Consider the following 17354-nt stretch of genomic DNA (forward strand, 5'->3'; position numbering starts at 1 on the left):
GCCATGAATCATGACTCATTAGATTTCACCGTTGCACAATTTACTTGAATGAAGATTCCAAATGAAAATGCAATAAAGTCTCCATTATGAGAATCAACCCAAAACATACCAAATATTATTGAAGAATTCAGACTTTCTTGGTAAACAGATATTAATGCAATTGAGTGCATGACCGTCACCGCTTAGTAAGGCGTTATAAAGAAGTAAAACGGATTGGTTTCGGGTTAACGGAAACTTTAATGGCCTAATAGATTGTTACCTTTATTCAAATTTTAATACTAAGTCTTAAAATTCTTTCCGTTAATTGACATATTGTACCACACTCATCTGCATACTGTTTTACATGGACGGACACTGTACGACAGTAGCAACAAGTCCAAAAACTAAAAAATGCTATAATTTGATAACAAAAAATAATAATAAGAGCACTCACATTTTTATAGCGAATGTGGTTGTTTTAAAGCCTTGTTTTACCGAAGGTTTTAAGAAAAGAAAAAACTAACTACGTCAAACGTTGCAAACAGTAGATATATCAAAAGTAAAGGAGTGTACGTCTACGCATTTCCTAAACATTTATAGCCATTCGAAAGTTTGGTTTAACTAAAGATAAGAATACTAAGTTAATATTATGCAACTACATCATACGCACGAGTTAAACACCACATCGAATCCATTTGAAACATTTGATGAAAACATCATTATGTTTTTGGAACATTATCAGATCCTCGATTTCAGTTTTGAGTCGTTGAAATCCTTTTTGAAAGCAGAGTATTGTGCGGCAAAGAAAACCGCTTCTTTAAACTTAACGTATCAAGAATGGGCGTCAAAGAACGACGAATATGTGTCGACCGTTTCTTCTTACTTCATTTACAAGAATTGGTTAATGAAATACGCGCCAACGGAATCTAACCAATTGGTCACGCTGCATTGACTGAACGCGTAAAAGCCCAAACATCTCACCGATATTTGGGCTTTTTCTTTGCCTGTCCCTACCCGATTTCATGTCATATACATGGTTTCTTTCTAACCCTCCGGTGATTCCATATTAAAACAGACCTTTCTTTGTTTTCTTGAAATGACATCGATCTGCTGAATGACGACGCTGGCCGGAAGCGCAGGTTTTCCCCCTACATACTCAAGATGCTGTAACTTCAAAAGCAATTGAATTAAAAATGCCTTGCATAACAGTTCAGATATCTCTTCGACACATACCGTTAAGTGGCCCAAAGGGCTCGATTTATCGAGGTGATCAAAGTATTCATTTTCGATGAACGACAGGGTGACAGCCCCAGAACCCACACAAGGTTCATATAACGATATTGCCCCACTATCTTCATTCATACCTGCGCGATTCAAGCCAGCTAAGAGCTTTGCCAGCGCGATTGGTGTTGGGAAAAAATCGTTGGTGTGCGCCAAGCTGGAGTATTTGGATAACAAGTCCCCAAGAACATCCGTCTCGCCTTCTTCTATGGCCAACTTGCATATCAAGTGCGTCATCAGCTGACAATCCTTCTGGATATCAGGGACGGACAACTGTTCAATAACCGTCTCGCTCGGTGGGTACATCTCGGTATGTAAGAAACACCAATAGTCGATGAACATATCGAGAAATGAATGGGTCCCAAATTGATACCGCATACTTTCAATGACATTATTCAATTGGTTCTTCAGATCCTTACTCATGCGGTTCTCTCCCAATATTTCATCGTATTTGGGTCAACGCACAGCGCCGCGTCTAGCCACTCTCCAAGCGCATCATCGCAATAAAAACGAAAACTGAATGCACAAGACTGCTGCTCTAAGTTGCCACGAATGTCGGTAAACCCTTCACTCGACACCGACACCTTGAGATGTCTGGAATCTTCAGAGAAACTAAGTTGGTACTTATCCATATACGCTAACAGTGCAAACGGATCATCGAACTGGCCATGTATCGCGAAGAACCTCCCTTGTGTCTCGACTAACTGTTGAGTCATTCGCTTCACAGCTTCAAGGTTATCGATAGGGATGACACGACCGTTGTCCAACGACACGTTGTGATTGATGACAAACCGAGGTGGCTTGCCATCGATGCTCATGTAAATTGCACGACTTCGGTAGCTCTGTTTCGACAATGAGGTACGCAAGACCCCATGACTAATGCTGCTAAACAAAATAATGCTCATAAACCACCTCGGTTTTATTCGGGCTCATACCCGTATTCGTCGAGGCACAGACCACCAGCGTCATTGAGCCTCACTGAAACACCTTGAATGCCTGTGTTGTAAACAATGGATTCCTCTGTACTTCCGTTCGCCAGTGACTGGTCGATGAATTCCTTAAGCTCACCGAGTGTTAATAGATCTTGGGTCTGTGGAGTCACGTCGATATCTTGCATTTGAATTGTGTCTGTCATGGTCAATCTCCAAGTGATGTGGGTACATAAGGTATGGCCCATCATAGGGAGAGCTGAATGCCACTCCCCCCGAACTGGCTGGCAGGGCAATCATGACAATGGATAGTGAATGAAACGGGGGAGAGATAATTAACGAAGTTGATTTAATGGCAATACGAATGAATAAGGCTATTTATGGTGCCAACTGTTTCCCCACATAATTTCTGCTCGGTTCATTTCTCCCCCCGTTTCCGCCTGGTGCTGATTTGCTCCCCCCAATTTGCTCGCGTAGTTTGATAGGGCATCCACAAAAAAAAGGGACTCATTATGGGAATCGCAATCTTTACTCGTAAGCAAGTGGAAGAACTTGTCCAATTCTGTAAGAAGCACAATAAAACCCAGTTTTTCCTTGCCAAAGACCAAGGCTTGTACATTGGTCAAACCGTTGGCAGTCAAAAAAACAATGACTTTGAGAACAACATTCAATATGCCAACGGGTGTGATCCTAAGTTGGATGATGATGAGTGGTGGGATAATTCAAGGGACATCGCAGGTGGCGACGATTTTGGCGAACACCTCCCTTTAGGCACGATTGAGAAGACCTTAGCTGACAACTCTTGGAAGAATCTTAAAGTGAAAATCACTGAAACCGAACTGACGTTCATCGTCTAGTAAAGAGTGGCAGTGTTGAAGTATTTTGACATACGGCGTTGTGAGCACAGCGATTGATGTATTTATAGTGGGGTCGCACTACCCGCGCATGCGTTCCCACTATAAATATCGCTTTTTCACGATCGATTAGAACTCAGGGCTGCGTTCAGGATTTGCAATGTGACCCCTACCTCTTGCCTCCCGCAAAACCGCCTACGGCCATAGCCAGTTGACAGTACGGCTTTAAGAATGAGTACACCACACTGAGTAGTGCAGATACTGAACTATGACCCTCACCTCCCCCCTAAAATCGCACAAGCCATTATCCAATCCCCAGCGAACAAAGAAATGGGGGGATAGCTCACTATGGCGAGCTAAATTGTTCATTCAGCAGCTGACTGTGCTCAATATCAGCCGAATAATAATGTCCAACTAGGAGGTCAACCATGGGAACCCTAATGAACAACAACCAGATAACAAAAAGTATGGGTAAAGCCTTTGGGTTATTAAAGGGAGAAGTGGTACTTGATTCATTTGCGGGAGGCGGAGGTGCCAGTACCGGTATCGAACAAGCGTTAGAGTGCTCAGTCGACATCGCGATTAATCACAATTTGGACGCGATCAACATGCACAAAATGAACCATCCTAACGCGCAGCATTACTGTGAAAACATCTGGGATGTTGACCCTGAAGAAGCCTTACTTCGCAGTGGAGGTGATTCTATCGGATTGGCTTGGTGGTCACCCGATTGCACCCATTTCTCGATTGCGAAAGGAGGTACGCCCGTCAATCAAGCAATACGTGGGTTAGCTTGGGTTGTCATCAAGTGGGCGCTACGGGTCCCAATTCGCGTTAATTTTCTTGAGAACGTTAAAGAATTCAGCACTTGGGGTCCCTTATTACAAGATGAGCACGGCGACTGGCGACCAGATCCTGATCGTAAGGGAGAGACATTCAAAGATTTCACCAAAGCGCTGACGGCAGGGTTATCCCCTCGTGACCCGTCGTGGAAAGAATGCGTACTTGCTTGTGGGATTCAATACGACATTAAGCAGAAGCTCAAACTGTTCAAAGGGCTCCAGTACGATGTTGATTTCCGTGAACTAGTGGCAAGTGACTACGGCGCACCAACGATTAGAAAGCGTTTGTTTATGGTCATGAGAAATGACGGACAACCGATTGAATGGCCAGAAGTCACTCACGGTGATCCAGCAATCAATAATCAATTAGCCCCACAAAAGGTTGCTGCCGACGTGATTGATTGGACTATCCCTGTAAAATCCATATTCAATCGTAAAAAGCCATTGGTAGAGAAAACCATGGCTCGTATCGCCAAGGGCTTACAAAAATTCGTTTTTGATTCTGATGCGCCTTATATCGTCGAACACAAAAACCAACGACCATTCATTACCGAACACGCCAATGCGAGCAGTCAACGCAATATGCCAATCGATGAGCCGTTAAGAACCATTTGCGCTCAGGTGAAAGGGGGGCATTTTGCTGTTGTGTCAGCAGATTTAGAGCAAGCATTCCCCAATGAGCAAAATAATGACTCGCCATCGGTCAAGGACAACAACCAAGAGCTGTTAGCGTTCATGGCCAAACATTTTTCAGGATGTGCTGGTGCCGATATCAATGATCCGTTAGCGACGATCACAGGCGTCGACCACAACGCATTAGTGACAGCGAACGTCGAAAAATCGATTATTCCCACCTATGAAGAATGGATTCAATCTACTGAAAGATGGGGAGGGACACGCGCTGAATATGAACGCCTGTTTGGTGAAGACGTGGACACAGTTACTACCAGTCACGTTATTAAGATGAGAGGCACCAATCTTGGGCATACCGTGAGTGAACCGGCTCATACAGTGAGCGCTGGTGGCAATCACTTAGGGATCGTCAACAGCTTTCTCATTAAGTATTTTGGTTCAAATTTCGGCACTGACATCACGACGCCAGTTCACACGTTAACCACCAAAGAGCGCTTTGGGCTCGTTGTCGTGCGGGGCGAAGTGATGGTTAAGATGCACGGTGCTATCTATCGAGTGATCGATATCGGTATGAGAATGCTAGAGCCCCATGAACTCTTCTTGGCTCAAGGCTTTCCAAAAGACTATCAATTTCAATTTGACCAAAATGGAAAGAAAATCAGCAAAGCCAAACAGGTCGCACGCTGTGGTAATTCTGTTTGTCCTCCCGTGGCAAAAGCATTGGTTTCGGCCAATATCAAGCACATACCAATGAACTACGCTTTACCAATAGCCGCTTAGTACCGTCGTCTCCAGTACCCATGAACTAGCGGCCTAGTTGGTCGCTAGTCACCGAAAGCCAAAACAATGTAACACCATCACGGACATACGGAGTTCACATGGCAACACAGCTTCAATGCGAAATCAAAATCTCGACAAGCTTAATGGCCGTTTCAGTGGTATCTGTCCACTACGATAACAATCAATTTCTCGGACTCATCGATCAAGACGGAGATATTTTGGGTATGCCGTTCAACAACCGACCTTACAAGCCAGTCAATCCATACAGTGAATCACATAGCAAACCACGTATCGGTGAGCCCTACATCGGTTACGCCGCCAAGCAACGTTACGATGGCACCTACGATATCCTATCCGAGCCCAAACCCGTTTCAAGATCCTGGGAAGACATCGAGGATGCACAAGTCACCGAACTTTAATGCAAATAAAGGCCGGAATCTCTTCGGCTAATTGAAATTTCACCGAGCCCTTCTTGTTATAAATGGATATCGTCAGAAATTGGAGACATCACAATGCTAAAGAAAATTACGAGCTTTACCCTAAAATCAGTCCTCGCGTTCTCTGTAACGATAATCCTCGTATCATTCGGTCAAATAGGTCAACTCATGGCGAGTAAAACCCACCTTGAAATGTCAGTCATTGAAAATTGGATCACCTCTCACCCAGCTGATATCGTGCTGGTGGCCGAGTATCGAGAGCATTGCTTAAATCATGGCAAACAGGTTACCAGAGATAACCTCGAACAATCCTTTGCAGAGGCCAAACTAGAAGATTTCCTTGTCACCAAAGAGCGCTGTGCGAAATCGATGGGGCTAGAAGAGCTGCATAACAACATTGAAGTCGCCGTCCAACAAATCGAGTCGTATGCTTGGCCATTGTCATTGCTGGACGACTCACTAACAAACTAACGATAAGGAGCTTGCCATGTTACATACACAAACAAGCCCAACTGCGGCACAACTAAAACATATCATTGCAAAAGCCGAACAAGACAAAGCGTATCGATTAAAAACGGCAGCGTTTAAAGAGTGGCAGCACAAACTCCACCCAAATGACCAACTCCCCCGAGGTGCCTTCTTTAAGAACAAACGTGCGGGAAAGCCAATCGTTATCATGGACGAATTTCATAGGTACTTCGAAAGACCAGCACATCCATTCCCGCATGACCCAACAGCCGCTAGTCAGCGAGCAGCATAAATCGAGGGAAAAGACGATGAAAAAGCTACTTGTATCAGCACTTTTAATACTGTCGGCAGCACTTTTAATCATGTCGGCATCGAACGTGGTAGCTACTGAAGAAAAAGAACCCTATACAATTCCTGCTGCTGAACTAAAGAAGGTAGAACAAAAGTTCAATGTTGCTCAGTTTGGTCAGCAAGTCGCGGTTATGGCACTGAGTTACGTCAAAGATATTCGAGATGTAGATGGCAAGAAAGTGGTCGATGTGGTTATAGTGGACAAGCTTTGCCATGTAACGATTATTGAGCATGACAACGGGTTACAAGCTGAACAAGTCGCTTGTGATGCAGGAAATTATTTCGACAATCGAGACAAGTAGAGGGAAAATATCGTGATAAAAAAATACCAGTATCAGACCTAGATCGTGGCATATTTGAAACATCGCCCAATCCGGTTGGCACTTACAGAACATCGTGGATCATGCAATTGAGTAGAAAGCCTAGCAAATGCCAATTGCCCCGTGGTTTTGGCAAATTGTCAGGAAAACAAATTTAAGAAGAAAATAATCGATCTGAAATAGCAGGTTAAAATATGCACAGTTTATGCAATTGGATTTCTTAGACACCGATTTGGTTAAAAAATACACGGGGGTTATACCCCCAAATCCTCTGAATGACAATCAAGCGAATGAATATAGCTGCATAATGATTCACACTAAAAAGCCCTGACACCAACTATCAACCTAGAAAATATTGTCGATACGCCGTCGAGCGTCGGAACCACATCATCTCTACGCCAACAAAGCGACTCAGTTCACCATAAGCCTGTTTCATTTCACTCATCAAATCTGATGTTATTTCAAAGAGTTTATAATAGATAACTTCTTGCTTTTGCGAGTTCAGCTTCGCCAAGACTTGATAGGTAGGGTCTACATAGTCGCCATCAGCCAGTTTGAGCCAGCAGTGTTCTATCGGTAGCCAAGTACCGCCAAAATTGACCATTGCAACCCCGTAAACCACAGAGTCTGCATTCAGTAAATTTAAAGCCAGAGCGCTGTTGTCGTAACAAAATGTTGGAATTGTTACTTGCTCTATGACGGCCAATTTGTCATCAGGAAGGTCAGTCACCGTGACCCCCTCCATGTGTTCAGGATTAACGCAGATCATTTTCGCCATTTCTGGACTCGCTTGAATACTCATACTATGCCCACCACGGTTTGTTGCAGGCCCAAACAATGGTTGCTCCCGCTTCATATTTGCATTGCTCTGCAAAGTCATGAGCCTCTTCTGAATGGCCAAAGCTTTCATCGGTATCAATACCGAACACATCTGCCGCATGACCGTTCAGTCTTACGCCGAAGCCTGTGAACTGATTGGCTTTATCAAGGACTTCATAAATCGTTGCTGTGTTTTCTTCTGTATTCGTTGCTGTATTAATTGACATGATATGAACCTGTTATTGGTTGAGGACAGGTTCATTATGCGTAATGAAATATGCCTTCCCCCCAGAACGAGACGATGGCCAACAATTTAGGGTTTCAGAGGCATTTACGGGGGGAGTTGGGGGGAGTGAGCGTTGTTAGCATGCCGAGTTTAGAGAGCGCAGTGCCATCTCACACAGACAGTATCACCTCAGTGACAATCAATGACATCAATCTAACAGGTCATGATCTTGTAATGTCCCATTGTCCCTCTTAGAAATTCTTTTGATACCCTCTTAATGTGCTCGATATCCGAGTCGTTGAGTTCCGGGTAGTAGTTGACAACCAAGGCACGCACCGCCGCATCACGACTGACATGGATACCCAAATCTCTTTCAATGACATTCACAAACTCAGGTTTACCTGAACCGCGAATACCTTGATCACGCTTCCGGCACGTCTTGAAGATAGCCCACTCTTTCTTGCTCATCGTAAAGCCCTTATATTCTGGATGCGCTCTGTATTAACGCGACGCGACCTTGACCACCAAATCAATGAATGGGGGTTAACGTCATACTGAAATCAGGTGCCACCCATTGCTTGAAGTCACCGGAATGAACAACAAGTTGAAGCTTATAGCCAGTACAATTGAGCTCTTTTTTAGCAAGCCTCACTAGAGCTAGACCTGTTTTGTCCGTTTTAAATTCAACGGTCTTTGATGTGAATGCCGAGTGCAGTTCCGCTTTAAATGTTTGCATGTGATATCTCACTTAGTTCGTTAGATACCTACAGTATGCAACCTCGTCTCCCCTCTCCCCCCATTTGGTTTTTGCAGTGATATATGCCCTACTCACATCGTTAAGAAGGGGGGAGATTTATTTAGCAGCCATAGAATAAAAGTTCAGCTACATAATCCGTCATTCGAGAACAGGGAGAAGATCATGAGCCAAACCATTACCGTGTATTCATCGAACTACCATCACGGAAGCAAGTCTGATGGCGTATCGAGCAACGATCTGGAACCGTACATCTCCAATAATTACGCCGACGCTTTGGGTTACATATTCGATTACGTGAAACAGCGCATCATCCATTCTTGCCCGGACCTCTTTGTTGAAGAGCAGCTTGAACGTCCGTCGATGAACTGCGATGAGCTAAAAGTAATGCTCGACGAAGCGAGCCAAGATCAGCAGGAGAACTATTGTGATTGGTATTTTGAAATGGAGAATGAAAGCCTGACCACGGCTTCGTATTGCATCAAAGAGCATTCTATTTCGTTGTCGTGATGACGGATGGGGGCGTCCACCAGCAAATACGTATTGAGCCAATGTCCGTCTAAGACGGTGAGCCCCCCTTTCTGAATGTAGATCTTTTATACACATCAAAGTGACTGCATTCGGTAATTAATATTCCTAATTTGGGTCACTAATTGCTAATAGTAATTGTCCGGTAATGTATAAAAGATTGGCAACGATAAGATATAGCTTTGTACTTGTAAAAAATTCTCTTCTCGTTGCATTGTTGCTTTTTGAACATCGAAAAAAGTCTATTAGGATTTACTCTATGAAGAACCAATTTGTTAACAAAAAACTCGCTGTAAACCTATACCTTCCAGCTCTACTAGCCATCATCGTCTTTTGTTCTTTCTTAGGAGGTATCAAGTGGATGGATAAAGGACTGTCTGATATCAGTGACAAATACATTGAACAAGTTGACACCTTGATTAATCAAAGCAGTAAATCGAACACAGACGAACGATTGTACGCTCAAAAATTTTCACCAGCGTTAGATTCCTTCGAACGAAAAATATATACGATAGAAACAAAAAAAGGGGTATATCATACTATCTACAACAGTGAATTGATCGTACCTCTTGGGGCAAAGGTCTTCGTCATGCACCCAATCACAAAGGACACTGAACTTTATACCCACCTGAATCTGGACAGATTTGCGGCCATTTGTATCGAAGATATGGATGATATCGAGTGTTATCGAGGTAAGATTCAGGAGATCTGAATGGCTATCTAATCTCTCAAGTGCTCCCCGTTTCGTGCGAAAATCAACTCTATTACGTAGCCGTGATGCATGCTGGTGGAAGAAATAAAGTGAGTCTTGGCCAACAGAGAGAGTTTAAGACTCACAGCCTGCCATCGAATCAACGCTCGACATCCACTCCAGGTATGAGCCACCAGCCCCGAGCGCCTTCAACGACTTTCAAATCGTTATTCGGCCACAAATAATGAGCGTATCAATTCCCTGCCTTTAGCAAAATCAAACTAAACCGTTGTAAATGTATGAAGCATGGGTGTGTCCAACGATAAAAAAGAAGTCGATGTTCAGCTCTGCCCTAGACAGCATCTCCTCGGTAACAATCAAGCAAGGAACACGAGATCCATTGCATAGGATGTGTCCTACCTCCAGTTTGTCTTTTTCAGCCTTAACCGCATTAGGATAGATGGTTTTCACATCAGCTTCTGCTCGCTGATGGTCTGTCAAATGGCATTCTTCATGTAATTTTTTCATCATAATTTCCTGATCTTAAACTTCCGCTAATCCAACTTCCGCTAATCCAAGTCGTTCAATGCAAACCACCAGCAACATCAGTGGTTACTGAATGGCTAACACATAGTTTGGCAAACAGTTAACACGTAAAGCACGATGGATCGGCTTATTGTTTTCTGAAGCGCTGAATTTCGCGGTTTCAATGCAATAAAAGTGGGGTGTTTGTGATTGATAGGGACAATAGCCTACATACGACGCAGCGGTCGTTTCAATGGGCTCAAAATCAATTAGCGTACCTCGGATAACGGCATGCACCAGTTTTGATTGCTCACGTTTAACCTTTGCTTGCCCCTTCTCGCTTACGACAAACTCGCAGTCCATCAATGACAATGAAGGACTGTAGCCAATCACCTTCCCATAAGACTCTTTCTCTCGTGACCGAATAGAATACACACGCGTCGTATCAGTGGAGCGATGTAAGTTCAGATACACATCAACTTTCATGTCATGATCTCCAAGGTGTTAAGAGAAAGAATCGAACAAGGTGTCATTTAGCAATAGCGAGCTTCATGAGCGGCTTTGAGCTTTTCCATCAGCGACGACAAGACAGCGGCTTCCACATCAGGCAGAGACTCACGAGCGAATACTTCAAGGAACTCGAAATCCAACGCCTCATAAGTAGCATCGAACTGACATACCTCATCCGGCGCTTCAACTGCTGCTCTTTGCATGTCATCCAAGAGCTTGCAATGGTCTAGGTATTGCTCGGTCGTACCATCAAGTAACTGGTTGGTTTCAAGCCAATGAAGGAGCCTATCCCATGCCATGTCTTCGTCCGTGGCATGCACAAGGTATGATTCAGGTTCGCCGCCTTCTGCGTGTGTAACGACTAAAAATAATTGCTTCATGTCTATCTCCAAATTAAAAAAGTTCGGGGGACTGGGGACACCATTACGTCCCGTTTTAGTCAGCTAATGCCACCTCTTGAGCTTGCTTTGTCGCGATGTCCACAATTTCGCTTTCGAGGAATTCCTTGATTTTACTTTTACGAATTTGCTTCAAGTTCTTGGCTTTAAGTTGAAAGTCTTCAATGGTTTCCTTGCTGGAGGCAATTTTCGATTCCCAATACTGAAGTTCGGTAGGATCGGATTTCAGCTGAACCTTATATTCTTCAAGATCACATTGAGCGTCATTGACCACCCATAAGTGAGCAAGCAAATCCAATCTCGATTTATCTAAGATATGACTTTTGCAGGCCAGCATCGCTGATCGTTGGTCTTTATGCTCAATGAAGGAAAAGCCTGAATTTTCAGGTAACGAAGGCATGATCACTTCTACAATCTCGTTGCCTTGACTGTCGTAGCCACCATGAGCACTTGGGTACTTCGATAGCATTAGAATGCCGCAATATGCGAGCTCATCATGAATGACTTGATACCAGCTGTTGCCCCAAAACATTGCCATGAGATTTCTCCAATCTGTTGTGTGTGATGACAGCCAAAGAATAGATTCGACCTATCTCCCCTCCCCCCACTCACTGTGGCAAGTCAATCGCTATCTACCGTGCGAGCCAATGTGGGGGGAGCCCTTACATTCATCCACTAAAGTATCTCTAAACCGCAATCACGGAGATGCAGCATGAACAACCTTACTTTTGAAACTTGGGTGGAATCCTTTAAACCAATCATCAATGAGAATGGGGGTAGCGCCATCTTCCTTGATGAACAATGCATCTCATTCGAAACCTATGGCAACGACCTAAAAACCATCAAAAAAACCGACGCCAGTCGAGTTTGGACGATCATTGAGATTGACGTTGATGAAGAAGAGGATGAGCTGGGGGAGCCTATCGACAGTAAATGGGTGATTGTCAATGGATGCCATCAGGTTAATCGAATTGCCTACATCATTACTCAAACGCCATGGCAAGACGGCAGTGACTACGAGATCACTTACGACTGATACAAATCACACCTACTCCTTAAGACCCAAAGAGAGGCTAATATGGACATGAATAATCAAAAAATCGTCGCTAACGATCTACTCAAGGCAAGAAGTACTGCTGATCCATCAATTGTATTGGAATGTGCTGATGGCAAAGTACGCATTTATTCGTTCCCAATCTCAGACCAAGACAGCAAAGAAAAGATGACCATGGCGCTGCGCGTTCTTATGGGTAAACTCAACGTGCTCAAATACACGTTCGTTCTAGAAGCTTGGATGAGTACCAACCCAGACATCAAACCTTCGATGTCGCCTACACGACAAGAGTATATGGTGTTTTTGATCAATGACCGTGTAAACGAGACATGCACATTCTGGCCGATTCAAAGAAAAGAAGATGGCTCTGGCTTTGTCACCGAAACACACGATGTAAACCAAAACGGACAATCCGGTCTAATGTGCGATTTGTTTGACACTGAGCCGTATGAAAAACTCAGTTTTACGAAAAAACGAGCGATCGACAAATTGGTTCTCAGACTACTGAACATGCGTGCAGAAGCAATGCCAACCTTTCATTAGTAAAAATATACCCACATAAAAAAGAGCACCTGAGTGCTCTTTTTATATTACGCGACTTGTGAGTACTTGCTATCCGGTTCGCCATCTCGGACCAACTCATAGAGCAAAGGTTCATAATAGTTCGTGGACATAAGGATCAGATACACCGGAACACCTTGGTCATAGAGCGCTTTCTGAAACACTTTGATTTCTTTCAATGTCATAGAAGAAGTGCGCTCCTTCATCATTCGCGCTTCGTTAATCATGTTCTCTGAATAAAATTGGACGCCGATGGAATTGACCTTCAGGTACGGCTCGATGCGCTTCCCCAATCGGTGTAACAAGAACTGATCACTAAAACCAGACTGCTTCAATCGCATAACCTTGTCCTTCAACTGCTTTTTCCGATCAGAGACGTACCGCTTTTGTTCACTAACCAATTGAGCAGCCTTTTCAGTAAGTCCTTTTTTATTTTTAAAAATGCCGTGCCTTGCGAGTCCTAATAACTCATGTTCATTCACTGTCGTTGAAGATGGCGAACCATCAAGGTTGTACCGAGTGTAGGAAGCTCGATAGCAATTGATTAACGCCAGCTTGTACTCCCTACTGGAGAAAAACCTATCCAGATATACAGAGACATCTGCCTGTTCGAACGATTGGCAGAGTGTTTTGTGTAAAGAAGTACCAGCCCCAATTGCCAATGGCTTGAGTGGTGTTCTGGCCAGAATAGGAAATAGTGTGAATGCACATTGTTGGATTTGCTCTTGAATACCACGATCCATGTTTACCCTCGACGATTGTTCCATACCATCATCATTGTATCTAAATGAGTTTACAGATTGACAAATAGCGAGTGAAAAAGGCGAAATTACCTAACACATGAAAATGGACTGGTAAATTGCTAAACCGTCATGGGTTTCGTCGTATAACAGAGTTAGTGCATAACTAGCGAGATATAGTATGACGCCTGAATTTGAAGAAAAACTCGACCGATTGAACAAGCTTCGAAAAACCGCAATGAAAAGCAATGCATTTTCGGACGCTGCAAAAGAGCACGAAAAAGCCATTCAAGAAACCGACAATCACTCCCTCTCAGCAACCAAAAAAACAAAAAAGAAGAAAGGCCCCAAGTCTCTAGCAGAAATCTACAAACCGCATGCACACGAAGAGACACATTAACAGGGACATAATTAAGAAAGCCTGCTGGTGGTGTTCTCGGTTACCCAGTCATGGATGTACATCGAGAATGCTTCCTGATCATTAATATGTCCGAAACAGGCTGGCTGGCCAGTAAATTCGACTTTACGATTCGTGATAAACGCCATGTACTCCCAATTAGTGCCAGTTGGACACCACTTTCTGAATGCCAAATATCGTTCATTCATATGCAAACTCTCTCACCAATAACGATGTCTATTGATAGTAACGTTCAAGCGAAATAGTACCTAGAAAACTCCCCCCGTTTACTGCGCTGGTGGACAAGTAAATCGCCATCGAAACCCTTTCTATTCTGGCTGCAGCTCTGAATTTTGAGTCGAAAGTCGGTCACAAACAAACAAGCATGAACCCGCAATTCTGTTTCGTATCAATGATGCATATTGATTGTCAATCATCATTTTTTTGAAAATCAAGGTTTTCCACCAAACAAATACGCTGCAAAAACAGCAAGTTAATAGGAAAAACAAATAAACCTAAAAAAAAGCTTCGCTATTTGAAATTCAAAATCACGATCCCTGCAATGATTCAAATGCCTACTTAAAGGGTATTTACCGGAATTATTGGAGATATTTCTATGCAAAACCTAATCAACGTCAATGAAACAAACAAGCTAGATTCCAAAGCGACATACATGGGCTTAATTACATTCGCACTTTTATTTTTTACCGTGTCAGCCATTGCGGGTTCGGGTGGTGACGCATTCCAAGGCTTATTCGATGAGTTAGTAAGTTTTGCTGAAGGTGTCCCTGGTCAAATTATTGCGTTCTGTTCTTTCGCAGGGATCATCATCTTTTCAATGGTACGTCCAAACCTTATCGGCTTAGGTGTATCGGTCATCATCATGGTGGTATTGGCGCAACTGCAAACCATTATCACAACCATGCTTACAGCCGGTCTTCCGGTTTAACGCATAAAAAGATTTCTGGGCTCTACGAGGTAGGCCCAGAAAACTATCAGGGGGTTATATGAGTAAGTTAGACATCAACAATGATGCTCGTCCTCAACTGCCGAACAATCAAACCTATGTTCCACTGAGAGTTAACGACAAACAATCTGTTCTCGGTATGGAGTCAGACACCTTTGGAATATTGGTAATCGGAGTAGCAATCGGACACATCAGCAAAAGTCTAATGCTGGTAGGGGGTAGCGCCATTCTCCTCGCTTTAGCTTATGCATGGGTGAAAGACACCTACCCAAAAGGTCGGCTCAAACACATGATGTGGTGGGCTGGAATAATCAACTTCAAATCACGTAAATCGTTTCCAGAAGCATTTAATCGTACATATTTTCGCTAACTCTTTGTGGCGTATTGTTTATTAATTCTTTGTGTTGTTTAGCAAAATTTTGAGGTTTGCTATGAATATATTTAACCGCAAAAAAAAGGGACAAAACGAGTCCGAGCTGGAGCATGATTCAGATTCGAATGTCCAACGTTCTTGGCAAGCAGCCATCGACCACAGTAACAAAATGACAAAGATGATGGGATTGTCCGTTATCGTCTGCGCCTTTCTAGCCTTTAAGGTAATGACAGCCAAACCCATCATTATTGTTACCCCTCCAAATTTCTCAGAAGAAATTCGTTTAATCGGCAACAAAGCCAACTCGGGCTTCAAAAAGCAATGGGGTATATTCATTGCCAGCATGCTCGGTAACGTGAATGTCCGTAACGTGGATATTGTCTTAGACACGCTCAAACCAATGCTCTCCATTCGAGATTACGACGCATTGAATGAGCAGGTCATTGGTCATGTGAAAGCATTGGATATCAGGGATCAGGTTCAAGAGTTCAACGTATTAGATGTGTTCTACGACAACAAGTACGACAAAGTAATTATTTACGGTGAACGAAAGCTAACAGAGCGCAAAAAACGCAGCAATAAAAGCGACGAACGCCGCGCTGTACGCTGGACATACGAGCTCAAGATTGCCAATGCAAACGGCAGTCCGAAGATGAGGTCCATTGATCAATACGAAGGTGCTCCGCAGATTGAACGCAATCGTATCGAACGCAAGCAAGACAAGTAGGTCACGTTATGAAAAATTCACACCAACTATTTAAATTTACGGCCTTGCTTTGCGCCTCATTGTCATCTGGTGCATTTGCAAACCAAAATGTCATCCCTATTGAGCCAGTCGGTTCGAAGGTAGAGCGACAAGCCCAAACCGCGCAACCAGAAAATAAGGCTGCAGTAGCGGCTATGGTTGACCAAGTGGTTAAATCCTTACCGACTGATAAACAGGAATCGTTGAGTAAATTCACACCTGTGGATGATCCAGCTGCCAAGCAACCTGTAATCAGCTCGACGGCGGTTGATGAGTTTGGTCGAGTTTCGACTCAAAAAAACCAAAACGTTATTGTTGCTACCCCTCCAAGTGCTCAAGCAACAAAGCCGTCACTGACGGCCTTCGAACGAATGCAGCGACAAATGGCTAAAAAATTCAAACCCGTTCAGAAATACAAACTGCGTCCATCTGACAATATTACGTTGCCTGCAGCTAAGTACATTCTCAACAGTATTCGAACGTCTTTCAAAGAAATCAACATTCGAAGCTCAGATCCAAACGTCGTGATGAAAGTCGATGGCAGCTTTATCTATTTTACGTCGAACAACGACGCACCATTTAACATCATTATATTCGAAAAAGGTGTGCCTGAAACCCAAGTCAATTTGACCATTTGGCCGCTCGATGTCATGCCAGCAATGGTGCAAGTAGACGTTAGATACGACAAAGCATTACAAGCGAAAGTCGACCGCACCTTGGCTTCGAAGAAACGCGATCAAATAGACCAAGAAAAGCGCATTCAAGATATGGAATCTGAGTTAGCCATCGCCAGCGACCCCGAGATAACGTCCTCGGATTACGTGCATCGCATCAACAAGTTGTTTGCTGAAACCGCAGGTAAAGGGACCCCAAAAGGGTTCGACTTACAAACCAATATCCCAAGTGATGCATTACGTCCTTGTCGATTTGGAACGTATGCAGAAACCAAACAGCGATTAATTTCATCGCGTCGAATCGTCGATGTCGTCTTGGTGAAAAATGTGACGAATCGAAATGTGGTTCTGCGTGAACAAGATTGTTGGGTTGACGACGACGTGATTGCCACGGGTATTTTGAATAAAGCAACTTTAAAGCCGTCAGATAAAACAGAAGTCTACGTTTTGCGCGACCGACTGTACTACCAGCGTATGCATTCTCGCAATGAACGCCCATCGCTTCTAGATTAATTGAG

Annotated in this window: 29 protein-coding genes; 16 read left to right on the top strand and 13 right to left on the bottom strand. The window is 43.6% G+C overall.

Annotated features, from left to right (window positions below):
• The first annotated feature begins 628 nt into the window (after positions 1-628).
• The gene (locus BCT34_RS03025) at positions 629-931 is read left to right on the top strand and encodes a hypothetical protein (RefSeq protein WP_102305682.1); all 303 of its coding nucleotides are present in this window, start codon (positions 629-631) and stop codon (positions 929-931) included.
• 92 nt (positions 932-1023) lie between these two features.
• On the opposite strand, the gene BCT34_RS03030 is transcribed toward BCT34_RS03025, so the two are convergent.
• Genes BCT34_RS03030 through BCT34_RS03040 form a run of 3 tightly spaced genes read right to left on the bottom strand, consistent with a single transcriptional unit; the run spans position 1024 to position 2395 of the window.
• Complete coding sequence (locus BCT34_RS03030; protein ID WP_102305683.1) at positions 1024-1683, bottom strand: hypothetical protein; 660 nt, start codon at positions 1681-1683, stop codon at positions 1024-1026.
• Positions 1680-2165 carry a hypothetical protein gene (locus BCT34_RS03035; protein ID WP_102305684.1) on the bottom strand — a complete coding sequence of 162 codons (486 nt, stop codon included), beginning with the start codon at positions 2163-2165 and terminating at the stop codon, positions 1680-1682. Before BCT34_RS03035 ends, BCT34_RS03030 begins: the two co-directional genes overlap by 4 nt.
• Positions 2166-2179: 14 nt before the next feature.
• Positions 2180-2395, bottom strand: a complete 216-nt coding sequence (locus BCT34_RS03040) for a hypothetical protein (protein ID WP_102305685.1) — start codon at positions 2393-2395, stop codon at positions 2180-2182.
• Positions 2396-2701: 306 nt separating this feature from the next.
• Here BCT34_RS03040 and BCT34_RS03045 point away from each other — a divergent pair, with 306 nt between their 5' ends.
• The 6 genes from BCT34_RS03045 to BCT34_RS03070 all read left to right on the top strand — a co-directional run bounded on the left by BCT34_RS03045 (position 2702) and on the right by BCT34_RS03070 (position 6856).
• Complete coding sequence (locus BCT34_RS03045; RefSeq protein WP_102305686.1) at positions 2702-3046, top strand: DUF3085 domain-containing protein; 345 nt, start codon at positions 2702-2704, stop codon at positions 3044-3046.
• Between the two features lie 425 nt (positions 3047-3471).
• A complete protein-coding gene (locus BCT34_RS03050; RefSeq protein WP_241906867.1) occupies positions 3472-5298 on the top strand; it encodes a DNA cytosine methyltransferase in 1827 nt (608 codons plus the stop codon).
• A gap of 98 nt (positions 5299-5396) precedes the next feature.
• Positions 5397-5717, top strand: a complete 321-nt coding sequence (locus tag BCT34_RS03055) for a hypothetical protein (protein ID WP_102305687.1) — start codon at positions 5397-5399, stop codon at positions 5715-5717.
• Between the two features lie 93 nt (positions 5718-5810).
• Entirely contained in the window at positions 5811-6206 is a 396-nt protein-coding gene (locus tag BCT34_RS03060) for a hypothetical protein (protein ID WP_102305688.1), read from the top strand.
• Positions 6207-6222: 16 nt separating this feature from the next.
• Positions 6223-6495, top strand: coding sequence for a hypothetical protein (locus BCT34_RS03065; protein WP_102305689.1), 273 nt, complete (start codon positions 6223-6225; stop codon positions 6493-6495).
• A gap of 16 nt (positions 6496-6511) precedes the next feature.
• Positions 6512-6856: a hypothetical protein gene (locus BCT34_RS03070; protein ID WP_102305690.1), complete on the top strand. Its 345-nt coding sequence runs from the start codon at positions 6512-6514 to the stop codon at positions 6854-6856.
• A 358-nt stretch (positions 6857-7214) separates the two neighbouring features.
• On the opposite strand, the gene BCT34_RS03075 is transcribed toward BCT34_RS03070, so the two are convergent.
• From BCT34_RS03075 to BCT34_RS03090, 4 genes are all read right to left on the bottom strand, one after another.
• Positions 7215-7676 (bottom strand): hypothetical protein, encoded by a 462-nt coding sequence (locus BCT34_RS03075; protein WP_102305691.1) that lies wholly within the window; start codon positions 7674-7676, stop codon positions 7215-7217.
• 1 nt (position 7677) lies between these two features.
• Positions 7678-7920: a hypothetical protein gene (locus BCT34_RS03080; protein WP_102305692.1), complete on the bottom strand. Its 243-nt coding sequence runs from the start codon at positions 7918-7920 to the stop codon at positions 7678-7680.
• Positions 7921-8132: 212 nt separating this feature from the next.
• Complete coding sequence (locus BCT34_RS03085) at positions 8133-8387, bottom strand: hypothetical protein (protein ID WP_102305693.1); 255 nt, start codon at positions 8385-8387, stop codon at positions 8133-8135.
• A gap of 61 nt (positions 8388-8448) precedes the next feature.
• Entirely contained in the window at positions 8449-8655 is a 207-nt protein-coding gene (locus tag BCT34_RS03090) for a hypothetical protein (protein ID WP_081230226.1), read from the bottom strand.
• Positions 8656-8838: 183 nt separating this feature from the next.
• Here BCT34_RS03090 and BCT34_RS03095 point away from each other — a divergent pair, with 183 nt between their 5' ends.
• Positions 8839-9183, top strand: coding sequence for a hypothetical protein (locus BCT34_RS03095; protein ID WP_102305694.1), 345 nt, complete (start codon positions 8839-8841; stop codon positions 9181-9183).
• A 277-nt stretch (positions 9184-9460) separates the two neighbouring features.
• Entirely contained in the window at positions 9461-9913 is a 453-nt protein-coding gene (locus BCT34_RS03100) for a hypothetical protein (RefSeq protein WP_102305695.1), read from the top strand.
• A gap of 255 nt (positions 9914-10168) precedes the next feature.
• On the opposite strand, the gene BCT34_RS03105 is transcribed toward BCT34_RS03100, so the two are convergent.
• The 4 genes from BCT34_RS03105 to BCT34_RS03120 form a co-directional block, all read right to left on the bottom strand.
• Complete coding sequence (locus BCT34_RS03105) at positions 10169-10423, bottom strand: hypothetical protein (protein WP_133151179.1); 255 nt, start codon at positions 10421-10423, stop codon at positions 10169-10171.
• A gap of 81 nt (positions 10424-10504) precedes the next feature.
• Positions 10505-10903, bottom strand: coding sequence for a hypothetical protein (locus BCT34_RS03110; RefSeq protein ID WP_102305697.1), 399 nt, complete (start codon positions 10901-10903; stop codon positions 10505-10507).
• Between the two features lie 47 nt (positions 10904-10950).
• A complete protein-coding gene (locus BCT34_RS03115) occupies positions 10951-11307 on the bottom strand; it encodes a hypothetical protein (RefSeq protein WP_102305698.1) in 357 nt (118 codons plus the stop codon).
• A 55-nt stretch (positions 11308-11362) separates the two neighbouring features.
• The gene (locus tag BCT34_RS03120; RefSeq protein ID WP_102305699.1) at positions 11363-11863 is read right to left on the bottom strand and encodes a hypothetical protein; all 501 of its coding nucleotides are present in this window, start codon (positions 11861-11863) and stop codon (positions 11363-11365) included.
• A gap of 174 nt (positions 11864-12037) precedes the next feature.
• Here BCT34_RS03120 and BCT34_RS03125 point away from each other — a divergent pair, with 174 nt between their 5' ends.
• Both BCT34_RS03125 and BCT34_RS03130 read left to right on the top strand, forming a co-directional pair.
• Entirely contained in the window at positions 12038-12361 is a 324-nt protein-coding gene (locus BCT34_RS03125; protein ID WP_102305700.1) for a hypothetical protein, read from the top strand.
• Between the two features lie 42 nt (positions 12362-12403).
• The gene (locus BCT34_RS03130; protein WP_102305701.1) at positions 12404-12922 is read left to right on the top strand and encodes a hypothetical protein; all 519 of its coding nucleotides are present in this window, start codon (positions 12404-12406) and stop codon (positions 12920-12922) included.
• A 47-nt stretch (positions 12923-12969) separates the two neighbouring features.
• On the opposite strand, the gene BCT34_RS03135 is transcribed toward BCT34_RS03130, so the two are convergent.
• On the bottom strand, positions 12970-13683 hold the full coding sequence (locus tag BCT34_RS03135) for a hypothetical protein (protein WP_133150980.1): 714 nt from the start codon (positions 13681-13683) through the stop codon (positions 12970-12972).
• A 178-nt stretch (positions 13684-13861) separates the two neighbouring features.
• Between BCT34_RS03135 and BCT34_RS03140 the strand changes: the two genes are divergently transcribed.
• Complete coding sequence (locus tag BCT34_RS03140) at positions 13862-14080, top strand: hypothetical protein (protein ID WP_102305703.1); 219 nt, start codon at positions 13862-13864, stop codon at positions 14078-14080.
• A gap of 11 nt (positions 14081-14091) precedes the next feature.
• On the opposite strand, the gene BCT34_RS24175 is transcribed toward BCT34_RS03140, so the two are convergent.
• A complete protein-coding gene (locus tag BCT34_RS24175; RefSeq protein WP_133150981.1) occupies positions 14092-14286 on the bottom strand; it encodes a hypothetical protein in 195 nt (64 codons plus the stop codon).
• Between the two features lie 407 nt (positions 14287-14693).
• Here BCT34_RS24175 and BCT34_RS03145 point away from each other — a divergent pair, with 407 nt between their 5' ends.
• The 4 genes from BCT34_RS03145 (at position 14694) to BCT34_RS03160 (ending at position 17349) form a co-directional block, all read left to right on the top strand.
• Entirely contained in the window at positions 14694-15026 is a 333-nt protein-coding gene (locus BCT34_RS03145; RefSeq protein WP_102305704.1) for a hypothetical protein, read from the top strand.
• Between the two features lie 58 nt (positions 15027-15084).
• A complete protein-coding gene (locus BCT34_RS03150) occupies positions 15085-15414 on the top strand; it encodes a type IV conjugative transfer system protein TraL (protein WP_102305705.1) in 330 nt (109 codons plus the stop codon).
• Between the two features lie 61 nt (positions 15415-15475).
• The gene (locus tag BCT34_RS03155) at positions 15476-16144 is read left to right on the top strand and encodes a TraE/TraK family type IV conjugative transfer system protein (RefSeq protein WP_102305706.1); all 669 of its coding nucleotides are present in this window, start codon (positions 15476-15478) and stop codon (positions 16142-16144) included.
• 8 nt (positions 16145-16152) lie between these two features.
• Complete coding sequence (locus BCT34_RS03160) at positions 16153-17349, top strand: hypothetical protein (RefSeq protein ID WP_102305707.1); 1197 nt, start codon at positions 16153-16155, stop codon at positions 17347-17349.
• Positions 17350-17354 lie beyond the last annotated feature (5 nt).

This window comes from Vibrio sp. 10N.261.45.E2 (genome assembly GCF_002875705.1).
Taxonomy (GTDB): domain Bacteria; phylum Pseudomonadota; class Gammaproteobacteria; order Enterobacterales; family Vibrionaceae; genus Vibrio.